Source organism: Aeromonas sp. (assembly GCF_050633025.1).
In the GTDB taxonomy this organism is placed as follows: Bacteria; Pseudomonadota; Gammaproteobacteria; order Enterobacterales; family Aeromonadaceae; genus Aeromonas.
In genome coordinates, this window is record NZ_JBODRQ010000009.1 from 14,773 (window position 1) to 27,376 (window position 12,604).

General features: G+C 60.8%; 14 protein-coding genes. 8 read left to right on the forward strand and 6 right to left on the reverse strand.

Going from position 1 to position 12,604, the window contains the following annotated elements:
* Nucleotides 1-33: 33 nt before the first annotated feature.
* Nucleotides 34-687, reverse strand: a complete 654-nt coding sequence (locus ACRAUW_RS02415) for an alpha/beta hydrolase (protein ID WP_431361015.1) — start codon at nucleotides 685-687, stop codon at nucleotides 34-36.
* Nucleotides 684-998 carry an iron donor protein CyaY gene (gene cyaY, locus ACRAUW_RS02420; RefSeq protein WP_106843461.1) on the reverse strand — a complete coding sequence of 105 codons (315 nt, stop codon included), beginning with the start codon at nucleotides 996-998 and terminating at the stop codon, nucleotides 684-686. The genes ACRAUW_RS02415 and cyaY overlap by 4 nt, the downstream gene beginning before the upstream one ends.
* A 73-nt stretch (nucleotides 999-1,071) precedes the next feature.
* On the opposite strand from cyaY, the gene lptM reads away from it, so the two are divergent.
* From lptM to ACRAUW_RS02450, 6 genes are all read left to right on the forward strand, one after another.
* Nucleotides 1,072-1,248: an LPS translocon maturation chaperone LptM gene (lptM, locus tag ACRAUW_RS02425; RefSeq protein ID WP_019444858.1), complete on the forward strand. Its 177-nt coding sequence runs from the start codon at nucleotides 1,072-1,074 to the stop codon at nucleotides 1,246-1,248.
* Nucleotides 1,249-1,280: 32 nt separating this feature from the next.
* Nucleotides 1,281-2,531: a diaminopimelate decarboxylase gene (lysA, locus tag ACRAUW_RS02430; protein WP_064335261.1), complete on the forward strand. Its 1,251-nt coding sequence runs from the start codon at nucleotides 1,281-1,283 to the stop codon at nucleotides 2,529-2,531.
* A gap of 87 nt (nucleotides 2,532-2,618) precedes the next feature.
* The gene (gene dapF / locus ACRAUW_RS02435; protein WP_005336371.1) at nucleotides 2,619-3,449 is read left to right on the forward strand and encodes a diaminopimelate epimerase; all 831 of its coding nucleotides are present in this window, start codon (nucleotides 2,619-2,621) and stop codon (nucleotides 3,447-3,449) included.
* 91 nt (nucleotides 3,450-3,540) lie between these two features.
* Nucleotides 3,541-4,221 carry a DUF484 family protein gene (locus ACRAUW_RS02440; protein WP_431361016.1) on the forward strand — a complete coding sequence of 227 codons (681 nt, stop codon included), beginning with the start codon at nucleotides 3,541-3,543 and terminating at the stop codon, nucleotides 4,219-4,221.
* Nucleotides 4,214-5,191: a tyrosine recombinase XerC gene (xerC, locus tag ACRAUW_RS02445; RefSeq protein ID WP_431361017.1), complete on the forward strand. Its 978-nt coding sequence runs from the start codon at nucleotides 4,214-4,216 to the stop codon at nucleotides 5,189-5,191. Before ACRAUW_RS02440 ends, xerC begins: the two co-directional genes overlap by 8 nt.
* A gap of 33 nt (nucleotides 5,192-5,224) precedes the next feature.
* On the forward strand, nucleotides 5,225-5,935 hold the full coding sequence (locus ACRAUW_RS02450) for an HAD-IA family hydrolase (RefSeq protein WP_431361018.1): 711 nt from the start codon (nucleotides 5,225-5,227) through the stop codon (nucleotides 5,933-5,935).
* A gap of 84 nt (nucleotides 5,936-6,019) precedes the next feature.
* Here the strand turns inward: ACRAUW_RS02450 and ACRAUW_RS02455 are convergent, their stop codons facing one another.
* Nucleotides 6,020-7,546, reverse strand: coding sequence for a cyclic nucleotide-binding domain-containing protein (locus ACRAUW_RS02455; protein WP_431361019.1), 1,527 nt, complete (start codon nucleotides 7,544-7,546; stop codon nucleotides 6,020-6,022).
* A gap of 145 nt (nucleotides 7,547-7,691) precedes the next feature.
* On the opposite strand from ACRAUW_RS02455, the gene ACRAUW_RS02460 reads away from it, so the two are divergent.
* The gene (locus ACRAUW_RS02460) at nucleotides 7,692-8,075 is read left to right on the forward strand and encodes a hypothetical protein (protein WP_431361020.1); all 384 of its coding nucleotides are present in this window, start codon (nucleotides 7,692-7,694) and stop codon (nucleotides 8,073-8,075) included.
* A 12-nt stretch (nucleotides 8,076-8,087) separates the two neighbouring features.
* Here the strand turns inward: ACRAUW_RS02460 and ACRAUW_RS02465 are convergent, their stop codons facing one another.
* Complete coding sequence (locus tag ACRAUW_RS02465; RefSeq protein WP_431361021.1) at nucleotides 8,088-8,870, reverse strand: gamma-glutamyl-gamma-aminobutyrate hydrolase family protein; 783 nt, start codon at nucleotides 8,868-8,870, stop codon at nucleotides 8,088-8,090.
* Between the two features lie 395 nt (nucleotides 8,871-9,265).
* Nucleotides 9,266-9,790 (reverse strand): ribosome biogenesis factor YjgA, encoded by a 525-nt coding sequence (yjgA, locus tag ACRAUW_RS02470; protein ID WP_005336359.1) that lies wholly within the window; start codon nucleotides 9,788-9,790, stop codon nucleotides 9,266-9,268.
* 113 nt (nucleotides 9,791-9,903) lie between these two features.
* Between yjgA and pmbA the strand changes: the two genes are divergently transcribed.
* On the forward strand, nucleotides 9,904-11,247 hold the full coding sequence (pmbA, locus tag ACRAUW_RS02475) for a metalloprotease PmbA (protein WP_431361022.1): 1,344 nt from the start codon (nucleotides 9,904-9,906) through the stop codon (nucleotides 11,245-11,247).
* A gap of 87 nt (nucleotides 11,248-11,334) precedes the next feature.
* On the opposite strand, the gene murA is transcribed toward pmbA, so the two are convergent.
* On the reverse strand, nucleotides 11,335-12,591 hold the full coding sequence (gene murA, locus ACRAUW_RS02480; protein ID WP_005336355.1) for a UDP-N-acetylglucosamine 1-carboxyvinyltransferase: 1,257 nt from the start codon (nucleotides 12,589-12,591) through the stop codon (nucleotides 11,335-11,337).
* Between the last annotated feature and the right edge of the window lie 13 nt (nucleotides 12,592-12,604).

Genomic DNA, 12,604 nt, shown 5'->3' on the forward strand with positions numbered 1-12,604 from the left:
CCTGCAGTTGCAGGCCGTTTTTATTGCGGTTGTTCAGGCGCTGAGACGGACCAGCAGCCAGCTGCGAATGTCGCCGAGCTGCGGACGGCAGATCTCGTGGCGCATCGGGTACTCATGCCACTCGGGGGCCAGCCCCATCTGTTCCAGCCGGTTCTTGGCATCCCAACCGAGCGACAGGCTCACCACATCGTCGTAGATGCCGTGCATGTAACAGATGGGCAGGGCGCGAGCAGCCTCGCTCATCTCGCCGAGCAGTTTGTCGGGGGCGGCCAGATAGGTGGACATGCAGAGCAGGCCCGCTAGCGTTGCTTGATAGCGCAGCGCGGTGAAGGAGGCAATTACTCCGCCCTGTGAGAAGCCCGCCAGCACGATCTGTTCGGGGGCAAACCCGTCGGCCACCAGCTGATCCAGCAGGGCGCTGATCTGGCTGGCCGATTCACGGACATGGGACTCCACGGCCCGCTCGGCGGGATCCTCGAAGCTCTTGATGTCGTACCAGCCGCGCATCTTGTAGCCCATGTTGATGGTGATGGGGCGCTCCGGCGCATCCGGCAGCAGGTGACGCACCGGCAAGTCGGCGGGCAGATCCAGCGCGTCCACCAGCGGGGCGAGACCGGCGCCGGAATCACCCAGCCCGTGTAGCCAGATCACCGCATGACGGGCGCCCTGCGGGTGCAGGTCAATCATGGGAACACCACCTCTTCGCCCGCCTGGGCGGAGCAGGATTGGCTCAGCAGCGCCTTGAGCTCGTGGCCGAAGCGGTTGTCGATCCAGGTGTCACCCTGCAGTTCGAAGTGGAAGCCGTTCTCGCGGGTGGCGACCCAAATCTGGTGCAGTGGCTCCTGCTTGTTGATGATGACCTTGGTCTTGTTCTCGAAAGAGAGGGTCAATACGCCGCCGTTGCGTTCGCAGTCGATATCCGGATACCCCTCGTCGAGCGTGTCTTCCACATATTGGAAAAAGGCGTCGGTCAGGGCGTGATACTCGTGATCCTTCATCGGTTTATCCTGTTGCTTTTAACAATGTGAGTGCGATTATAGAGGGCCAAAAATTTTTTCGCAGCGAACCATTATGATCACTCAGTTCACCAAGTGTCTGCTTGCTACTCTTCTGTCCCTCGGGTTGGCCGCGTGCGGTCTGAAGGGGCCGCTCTATATGCCGCCCCCCGAGCAGCCACAGAGCCAGAGTACACCGCAAGCAGCACCGCCTGCGACCACTGAGGCTGCCACCGAGGCCGCGCCGCACTAATGCCGCACCCATTCTAGGAAGGAACCGCCCCCTTGGATCACTTTAACTACGACGCCGACGGCCAGCTTCAGGCCGAGCAAACCTCGCTGCAACAGCTTGCCGAGCAGTACGGTACCCCGCTTTACGTCTACTCCCGTGCGACCCTCGAGCGCCACTGGCACGCCTTCGACAAGGCCGCTGGCGATATTCCCCATCTGATCTGCTATGCGGTGAAGGCCAACTCCAACCTGGCGCTGCTCAACCTGCTGGCCCGTCTGGGCTCGGGGTTTGACATCGTCTCCGGTGGCGAGCTGTCGCGGGTACTGGCGGCGGGTGGTGATCCGGCCAAGGTGGTCTTCTCAGGCGTGGCCAAGAGTGAAGCGGAGATGCGCCTCGCGCTGGATAAAGAGATCCTCTGCTTCAATCTGGAGTCGGAAGCCGAGCTGGAGCGCCTCAATCGGGTGGCGGGCAGCATGGGCAAGAAGGCTCGCGTCTCGGTGCGGGTCAATCCAGATATCGATGCTGGTACTCACCCCTATATCTCCACTGGCCTCAAGCAGAACAAGTTCGGCATTCCCATCGAGCTGGCCCCCGCCATCTATCGCAAGGCGGCCGCGATGGCAAACATCGAGATCGTCGGGGTGGATTGCCATATCGGCTCGCAACTCACTGAATTGAATCCCTTTATGGAAGCGGCTGACAAGCTGCTGCGGCTTATTGACGGTCTGGCTGCAGAAGGGATTCATATCCATCATCTGGATGTGGGGGGCGGCCTTGGGGTCAACTACGGTTCCGAGCAACCACCCCATCCGACCGAGTATGCCGAAGCGCTCAAGCAGAAGCTGGCGGGCCGGGATCTGACCCTGCTGTTCGAGCCGGGCCGCGCCATCGTCGCCAATGCCGGCGTGCTGCTGACCCGGGTCGAGTACCTGAAGCCGGGCGAGACCCGCAACTTCGCGCTGATCGATGCCGGCATGAACGACATGCTGCGTCCTTCGCTCTACGGTGCCTGGATGAACATCATCGAGGTGGATAGCCGCGCCGGTCATGCTCCCGCGCTCTATGACGTGGTGGGCCCGGTGTGCGAGACCGGCGATTTCCTCGGCAAGGAGCGCACCCTGGCCATTGCCGAGGGTTCACTGCTGGCGGTGCGCTCGGCCGGTGCCTACGGCTTTACCATGTCATCCAACTACAACACCCGTCCGCGCGCCGCCGAAGTGCTGGTGGATGGTGCCGAGGCGCACCTGATCCGCGAGCGTGAGCAGTTGGCCGATCTCTGGCGCGGTGAGCACCTGCTGCCCTGATGGCGCGGTCTGGGACAATGACTCTATGGCGTTTGACGCCTCTTGGTTCGGTGAATTTTTACAGCCCTAACAGCACAGGAATGCACGATGTTGATAGATTTTTCCAAGATGCATGGCTTGGGCAACGACTTCATGGTGGTGGATGGCGTCACCCAGAAGGTATTTTTCAGCAATGACGTCATCAAGAAGCTGGCAGATCGCCACTTCGGGATCGGCTTTGACCAGCTGCTGCTGGTGGAGCCGCCCTATGACCCTGAACTCGACTTTCACTATCGCATTTTCAATGCCGATGGCAGCGAGGTGGAGCAGTGCGGCAACGGCGCCCGCTGTTTTGCCCGTTTCGTGCGCCTCAAGGGGCTGATCAACCGGGATCGCATCGCGGTCAGTACCGCCCGGGGTCGCATCGTGTTGCAGCTGGAGGGGGAGAATCAGGTCACGGTCAACATGGGGGTGCCCCAGTTTGAGCCGGGCAAGATCCCGTTCCGGGCCCAGAAGGCAGAGAAAACCTATCTGCTGCGGGCACAGGAGCATACCGTGATGTGTGGCGTGGTCTCCATGGGCAATCCCCACTGCGTCATCGAGGTGCCTTCGGTCGCCGATGCGCCGGTCGAGACGCTGGGCGCCATCATGGAGCGTCACGAGCGTTTTCCCGAACGGGTCAACGTCGGCTTCATGGAGATGGTCAATGCCACCGAGATCAAGCTGCGTGTATTCGAGCGGGGCTGTGGCGAGACCCTGGCCTGCGGCACCGGTGCCTGTGCGGCGGCGGTGATTGGCATCAGTCAGGGCAAGCTTAAGGAGCGGGTCACCGTCAGCTTGCCGGGCGGCAAGCTGACCATCGCCTGGAAGGGGCCGGGCCAGCCGGTCTATATGACAGGCCCCGCCGAGCATGTGTTTGACGGCCAGATAGAGGTTTAGCCGATAAAGGTTCAGGTACGGGGGGCGCAGGCCCCCTTTGCCCATGATGTCGGGGCAGTGAGCCCCATTTCTCTGATGGATCAACCAATTTATGAGCGAACTCAAACGGCAGGAGCAATCGGTGGATGAAGCCACTGTGCTGGAGTACCTGGCCCGTTATCCCGAGTTTTTCCAACGCCATGCCGCCGTGCTGGACCGGATCCGCATTCCCCATGAACGCAAAGGGTCGGTCTCGCTGGTCGAGCGCCAGCTGGAGCGGCAGCGCGAGCGGATCGAACAGCTGGAGCAGGAGATCACCGAATTGATGGGGATCGCCAGCGAGAACGAGCGGATCTTCCGGGTCTATGCCGATCTCTACGGCGAGCTGTACGGCTGCCAGACCCTGTTCGAAGTGAGTGCCGTGATGGGCAAGGCCTTTGTCCAGCGGCTGCGCCTGACCGGGTTGCGACTCTGGCTCAATCCGAAAATATTCGCCCTGAGCGGGCCCGAGCAGCGCTTTCTGGCACAGGGCAAGCAGCTCGAATCCCTGCTGGGTCAGCGTCTGCCGGGGCAGGATTACTACTTTGGCCGCCTGAGCCAGAGCGAGAAGCAGGCGCTGTTTGGCCATGATGTGCTGGTCAACTCGGTGGCCCTGATGCGGCTCGGCGATCTCGGCGTGCTGGCCTTCGCCAGCTCGGATCCCGGCCACTTTACTCCCCACAACGACACCCTGCTGCTGGGCCAACTGGGGCGCCTGCTGCAACTGCGTCTGCCCGAGTTGACTCATGGCTAGAACACCGGCCAGGGCGCCCGCCAAAGCTCCCGTCGTCGCACCGCCACTGCCTGCGGCACTGGCGGACGAGCTGGCGGCCTTTATCGAATACCTGAGGGTTGAGCGTCAGCTCAGCCCTCATACCCGCAATAACTATCAAGCCCATCTGGAGGCGATGACCGCCGAGCTGGTGAAGCAGGGGCTCGAAACGTGGAGCCAGCTTGAGTCGAGCCAGGTGCGCACTCTGGTGACCCGGATGCACAAGGGGGGACTTGCTCCTCGTTCCCTTTCCACCAAGGTCTCTGCCCTGCGCAGCTTTTGCGACTGGCAGGTGCGGCAGGGGCGGCTGACCGCCAATCCGGCCCGCGGTATCGTCACCCCCAAACAGGGTCGACCGCTGCCGAAAAACCTCGATGTGGACGAGATGCACCAGCTGCTCAACATCACCGACGAGCAGGATCCGCTGGCGGTGCGGGATCGCGCCATCATGGAGCTGATGTACTCTTCAGGGCTGCGTCTGGCCGAACTGGTGGGGATCAATCTGGTGGATCTGAAGCTCGACGACCGTCAGCTCAAGGTGACCGGTAAGGGCTCGCGGGAGCGGGTGCTACCCATCGGCCGGATGGCGGTCGAGTGGCTGCAGAAGTGGCTCAAGGTGCGCCCGCTGCTGGCCGGGGACGAGAGCGAGGCGCTGTTTGTCTCCAGCCGCAAGCAGCGGCTGTCGGCCCGCTCGGTGCAGGCCCGCCTCGATGGCTGGGGCAACAAGCAGGCGCTCAACGCCCACGTCCATCCCCACAAGCTGCGCCACAGCTTTGCCACCCATATGCTGGAGTCCTCCGGCGATCTGCGGGCGGTGCAGGAGCTGCTGGGTCATGCCGATCTCTCCACCACCCAGATCTATACCCACCTCGACTTCCAGCATCTGGCAAAGGTTTACGACAGCGCTCACCCCAGGGCCAAGCGTGACCCGGATGCGCAGGACGATGAATAACGGGCACTGAGCCCGTGATGCAGAGGAGAGTCCATGCACTTCTATCGCCGCTGGCAGCCGGTTGCTGCCATCTCGTTTGACCTCGATGACACCCTCTATGACAACGGCCCCGCCATCGTGCGGGCCGAGCAGTGGATGCTGAGTCATCTGCGCAGCGAATATCTGGCCACCGCCATGCTCGACAAGTCACGCTGGCTGGAGCTAAAACGCTCCGTGTTACTGGCCCACCCCGAGTTGCGCCACGATGTCAGTCTGGCGCGCCTGCAGACCATCCGCGCCGCCATGGTGGAGGGGGGGATGGCCGACCAGCAGGCTAGCCGCGAGGCGGAGCAGGTCTTTGCTGCGTTTCTGGCAGAGCGCTCGAAGATCGATGTGAGAGAGTCCACTCATCAGCTGCTGGCCAGATTGGCCGAACGCTATCCGCTGGTGGTGATCACCAACGGCAATCTGGATCTGGTTCAGGCAGGGCTGGATCGCTACTTCACGCTGGTCTGCAAGGCGGGGGCGGGCGCCAGAATGAAACCGGCACCGGATATGTTTGAGCAGACCCGCAGTGCCCTCAAGCTGCCAGCGGAGCGGATCCTCCATGTGGGGGATCATCCCGAGACGGATGTGCTGGGTGCCCGATTGCACGGCTTTCGCGCCGCCTGGCTCAACGAGCGGCGGCAACCGTGGCAACAGCTACAACTGTTGCCGGACGTGGAGTTGACGGCACTGGAGGAGCTGGCTGAGCTGCTGCTCTGACCCTTATCGCGACGCGCACCTTTGGGCTTTATAGGGCATAGTGACGGGGCTGTGCTCTGATGTACGGGAGCTGACCAGCTGCCGTCATCTCCCCCCGAACATCTTGATCAATTTATCAAGAAGATCGAGTTGCTGTGGTGGCTGTTTCATGGCTTCCGCTTCCCGTACCAACAGCGCCTGCTGCTCTTGCTGGCGGTTGCTCAGTACCCGGTAGAGGGGCTCGACCAGCGATTCGCGCTGCATCACCAGTTCCTGAAACATTGCCTGATTGATGCGATAGGTTTCGACGGTGGCCACCGCCCGTACCGTGAAAGAGCTGGGCTCGCCGGTGAGCAGGCTAAGCTCGCCAAAGAAATCTCCCGCTTCGAGTGTGCCGAGCTTCAGCTCCCGCCCCTCGATGTTGACTACCATCTCGGCTTCCCCCTTGACCAGTACGAACAACCAGCTGGAGATCTCCCCCTGTTCCAGCATGATGTCGCCGCTGACGAAGGGGGCGAACTTCACCTGATCGGCAAGCTGGAGCAACTCGTTCTCCTGCAACATGGCAAACAGCGGCAGCTTGCGCAGAGTTTCGGTGCGCTCGGCGGTGTGGCGCTTGTGGCGGGCATCCAGATGCTGTTTCTCCTTGGTCATGAAGACGTTGAAGATCGGTGGGGTGAGTCGGCGATCGTTGCGTCGCAGGGCGGCATCGATCAAGCTGCGTACCATGGAGTCGGTCGGATCATCGCGAACCAGATCGGTCAGCCAATAGCGCACCGCATAGCGGGCGATGCCCCCTTCCACATTCATCAGCAGGCAGTCCGGTTGTGGATGTTTGGCGACGCAGGGCAGTTTGGTCTCTCGCAGGGACTTCTCTATCAGCGCGATAATCTGGGTCGGCAGGGTATCCAGGGTCAGATCAAACCAGACCCAGCGCCGCCACTGGAGCGGTTCGCCCTGACGGCGTCCGAGCACGGTGAAGCGTTGCTTGAGCAGATGGCTGTTGGGTATGACGACAGTCTCCCAGTTGCGAGTCTCGACGGTGGTGGCACGCCAGTTGATCTCCACCACCCGGCCCTGGGTGGTATCGACTTGCAGCCAGTCACCGATGGCGATGGAGTTGTCGAGCTGAATGGAGACCCCGGCCAGCAGGTTGCCCAGGGTATCCTGCATGGCGAAGGCGATGATCGCGGTGATGACTGCCGAGGTGGTGACTATCTCTCCGAGCGCCATGCCGGAGGCGTAGAGGCGAAACAGACCCCAGCCGATATAGCCGATGGTGATCACAATATCGGCGATGATCCGCGGGATCCGCACATGGCAGAGGGGCAGTAGAAACTCGAACAGCAGGATCCCCCATATCTTGACCAGTATCAGGCCGGCCAGCAGGGTGGAGATCTCGATCAGCAATTGATGGGGCAGCGGTAGTTTGAACCAGCCCCCTTCCAGCTGGATTAGCAGGATCACCACCGCGCTAATCATCACGAAGCCGAGCTCGGAGAGCAGCACCCGTCGCTGTCCCGGACGGCGCCAGAAGTGGATCAGCATCAGGGAGAAGGTGAGCAGGGTCCAGAACGGGTGTTCGCCAATCCAGATCAGGGTCGGTAGCGCGGTGAGGTTTTCGCCAGCCATAGCAGCACCTTGTTGTGGTTTTATTTCCAGCATAGCTGCTGCGGCGCGGGGAAATGGTGCGTTGGGGCGGCAATTTATTTATCCTGTACAGAACCGGGTAATGGAGTGCGATAGAGTGAAATTTTCAAAGAAAAGCATCTGTTTGATGGCTTTGTTGCCACTGGCTGGCTGCGATCTGCTGGTCGATAAGTATCGGCTTGAATTCCGGGATGGCTCTTGGCGTGAAATAGCCATTACCCCCTTCTCCAGTGAAGCGCGCTGGCGCGAGGGGTGTGCCACCGGAGAGGTGTTGAGCGACATGAAGGTGCCTATCAAGCGGGGCGACACGGTCAATGGCCGCGAGCAGTTGCTGATCGGTGGCGAGAAGTTCGAGCTGGATGACAACAACCTCTACCGCAGCAACGGCATGGTGTTTGGCCATTCGCCTGATCATATCCAGCGCGGGCTCAAGGGGATGGATATCTGCCGTACCCTGCGCCCCGAGCGGGGTGAACTGCCCAAGCTCAAGGCGCGCGGGTTTGGCGACTGAATCGATGAGGGATTAACTACTTGCCATCAATGCACTGCGCTGGCGGCAGGCATCGCCAAAGGCTTGAAAGATTTTGATGGAGTGGGGGTTTTCATTGGCTTTCCACTCCGGATGCCACTGTACTGCCAGTAAAAAGGGTGACAGTGCGGGGGCATGAAGTGCCTCGATCAGCCCATCTTCGGCGTGGGCCAACGGCTCCAGCCCGTTCCCCAACCGGTTGATGCCCTGTCCATGCAGGGAGTTGACCGGAATCTGTTCTTCCTCCATCAGCTCGGCAAACCAGCTGCCTGTCAGCAGTTTGATCTGATGGCTCGGTCCATACTGATCGTCTACCGGATCGTCCGAATCCTCCCGATGATCGTCATAGCCCGGTTCGCTATAGACCTTCTGGTGGATATCCCCACCCAGCGCCACATTGATCTCCTGCATGCCGCGGCAGATGCCGAGGAGCGGTAGTCCGCGCGCCAGCGCCCCTTTGATGAGCGGCAGATCGAACAGGTCGCGATCCCTGTCCTGCTGTTTCTCCGGCGTGAGATTCTCCTGACCGTAGAGGGTCGGATCGATATTGGAGCCAGCGCCGCTCAGATAGACCCCATCAGCGAGATCCAGATACTGCTCCAGATCGGCTGTGCCACAACAGGTGGGTACCAGCAGCGGGACGCAGCCGCTTATCTCCACCAGCGGTGTGATGTATTTGTGGGTCATAACCTGATAGGCGTGGCCGTTGCGGGGCTGGGCGCCCATGGTCATCAATACGACGGGTTTACGGTAGGGAGGGCGTGAAGGCGTTGGCATGGGGCACCTGAGTTATCCTTGGCGTTGAATTCGCATCCTGCGCCTTGGGCAGACCCTTGCACATAAACCGGACAAGGGCATGCCTCAAAGCATGGTCAAGGGATCCCGTGTCGGCCCGGGACAGAATCGTCGGTCAGCCTGGGCAACGATAGCCTGGATCCTGCTTCCAGTCTGCCAAGGCTGTTCAATATGTCAAACAAAATGATGCATAAATGTTAATGGCTGTGGCTTGAATCTTCGCAAAACAGCCTGTTTGTGGCCATCTCAAGCCATCGCTTTGCATAAAATCGCTGCTTTGTGGTGGATATATTAAACGATGTGAGTGTTGTGATGCGGGCGGGAGTAGCGGGGTGTGCATAAAAAACGCCTCCCCGAGGGGAGGCGTGTTTCGGGGATCACAGCAGGTCTTCGATCTCGCCGCGCAGATACTGGTACATCTCGCGGTAGGCGACCGGCGGCTTGTTCAGCTCCCGCTCCTTGTTGGCGGAGCGGATCAGCTGGCGCAGCTTCTGGCGATCCAGCTCGTGGAACTGGGACATCAGCTCGTTGAGGGCGCTGTCACCTTCGGTGATCAGGCGCTCGCGCCACTGCTCCAGCCGATGCAGGCGCGCATTCACGGTGGAGTGACGATTCTTGATGATGGAGAGCGCTTCGGCAATCGGCTCGATATCGCGGCTGCGCATCAGGCGGCCGATGAACTGCAGATGGCGACGGAAGGACTCATCCTTCTTCGGCTTCAGTTTGCGACCCAGCTCGACAGCTTCTGCAAGTTCTTCATCCAACGGGATTTTTTCCAGCTCGCTGTGGCTGAGGGAGACGATCTCTTCCCCCATTTTCTGCAATGCTTCGGCATCGCGCTTGAGCTGGCTCTTGCTGGGGCCCCAGTCTTCGAACTCGTTGTCGTCTTGATATTGACTCATCGGTCTCTTGATTCCTGTCATTCACGTTTGGCGGATATGTTACCAGCTTCTCCCGCTGGGCGCAGGGGTCTGATATGCTTAGCCCCTTTCCTTCTTTCATACAGATGTGAGTTATGGATCAGCAAGACCAAATCCGCCAGGATCAAGCCCATCTCGAGGCCGTGGTTGCCGAAGCCCTGGAGATAGCCAAAGGACTGGGCGCCTCGCTGGCCGAAGTCTCCATTAGCAAGCAGACCGGGTTGTCGGTGAATACCCGGGGTTGTGAACTGGAAAGCATTGAATTCAATAAGGATGGTGCCCTCGGCATTGCCGTCTATCGCGATGGTTGCAAGGGATCCTCCTCGACCACCGATCTGGGTAAACCCGCCATTCGTGCCGCCGTTGAAGCGGCCATCGAGATTGCCCGCCACACCTCGGCCGATGATTGCGCCGGTCTGGCGGACGCCGAGCTGCTGGCCTGGGATGCCCCCGATCTGCAACTGTGTCACCAAATCGAGCTGGATCCCCAGCGCGGGATCGAGCTGGCCATCGAGTGCGAACGACTCGCTCTGGGTCGCGATGCCCGTATCAAACACTCCGACGGCGCCGGTTTCTCCAGCCATCTTGGCATCAAGGTCTATGGCAACAGCCACGGCTTCGTCAAAGGCTACGCGGCGTCGCGCAACTCACTGAGCTGCGTGCTGATCGGCGAGCAGGATGGCGATATGCAGCGTGATTACGGCTACTCCTCCAGCCGTACCCTCGACGGGCTCTGGAGCCCGCAGCGCATTGCTGACGAAGCCGTTGAGCGTACCGTCTCCCGCCTCGGCGCCCGCAAGATCTCTACCCGTCACGCGCCTGTGCTGTTCCACCCGGACACAGCCTCCGGTCTGTGGGGCCATCTGGTGATGGCCATCAGCGGCGGCAACCTCTATCGCAAGTCGAGCTTCCTGCAAGGCAAATTGGGCAAGCAGATCCTGCCCGAGTGGCTCACCATTCAGGAGTTCCCCCACCTGCTGGGCGGGCTTGCCAGTACCCCGTTCGATGGCGAAGGGGTGCGTACCCGCGACATGGATATCATCCGTAACGGCGAGCTGATGAGCTGGCTGCTTACCTCCTACTCTGCGCGCAAGCTGGGGCTGACTACTACGGGTCACGCCGGTGGCATCCACAACTGGCAGGTCTCCAATACCGGCCAGGATTTTCAGGGCATGCTGAAAGAGATGGGCACCGGTCTGCTGGTGACCGAGCTGATGGGGCAGGGGGTCAATATCGTCAATGGTGACTACTCCCGCGGCGCCGCCGGTTTCTGGGTCGAGAATGGCGAAATAGCCTATCCGGTCGAGGAGATCACCATCGCCGGCAATCTGGCCGAGATGTTCAGCCATATCGTGGCGGTGGGTCGTGACGAGGATGAGCGCTCCAGTCTCAAGACCGGCTCGGTGCTGGTAGAGAATATGAAGCTGGCGGGTCACTGATCCCGGTTTCAACAGAACCGAAACCATGAAAAAGGCCCCCTCGCCAACGCGAGGGGGCCTTTTTATCGGCCAGCGATCAGGGGGCTATCAGCCCTTGATGCGCTCGATGCGGCCACCCAGACCCTGCAGCTTCTGCTCGATGTCTTCGTAGCCACGGTCGATGTGATAGATGCGGTCGACGATGGTAGAGCCTTCGGCCACGAAGCCGGCCAGTACCAGACTGGCGGAGGCGCGCAGATCGGTCGCCATCACCTGGGCACCCTTGAGTTGCTCGGTGTCACGGCAGATGGCCACATTGCCCTGCAGTTCGATGTCTGCACCCATCCGTACCAGTTCGGGAACGTGCATGAAGCGGTTCTCGAAGATGGTCTCGGTGACCATGCCGGTGCCTTTGGCGACAGCGTTCAGCACAGTGAACTGTGCCTGCATGTCGGTCGGGAAGGCCGGGTAGGGGGCAGTCTTGATGGTGACCGGTTTGAGGGTGCGGCCAGTCATGTCGAGGGTGATCCAGTCTTCACCCTTCTCAATCAGGGCGCCAGCCTCTTCCAGCTTGACCAGTACCGCTTCCAGCAGGGTCGGGTCGGTCTTGCGGCAGGTGATCTTGCCACCGGTGACCGCTGCACCCACCAGGAAGGTACCGGTTTCGATGCGGTCAGGCTGCACACTGTAGTTGCCGCCGTGCAGACGCTCGACACCGTCGATGGTCAGGGTATCGGTGCCCGCGCCCTGGATCTTGGCACCCAGGGTATTGAGGAAGTTGGCCAGATCGACTACTTCCGGCTCGCGCGCGGCGTTTTCGATCACGGTGCGGCCATCAGCCAGGGTCGCAGCCATCATCAGGTTTTCGGTACCGGTCACGGAGACCATATCCATCAGGATGTGGGCGCCTTTCAGGCGGCCATCGACACGGGCCTTGATGTAACCATCTTCGATGGTGATCTTGGCACCCATCAGCTCCAGGCCGTGGACGTGCAGGTTGACCGGACGGGCACCGATGGCGCAACCGCCGGGCAGGGAGACGTCGGCAGCACCGAAACGGGCAGCCAGCGGACCCAGCGCCAGAATGGAGGCGCGCATGGTCTTCACCAGCTCGTAGGGGGCGACGTGGTTGTTCACCGCACCGGTCAGCACGGTGACGTTGCCGTTGACCTTGGTGGTCGCGCCCAGCATCTCCAGCAGCTTGATGGTGGTGCCCACGTCCTTCAGGCGCGGCACGTTGGAGAGGTGAACCTCTTCATCACAGAGCAGGGTCGCGAACAGGATCGGCAGCGCGGCGTTTTTGGCGCCGGAGATGGTCACTTCGCCGTTGAGAGTACAACGACCATCGATTTTGAATTTGTCCATTTTTACTTCGTTA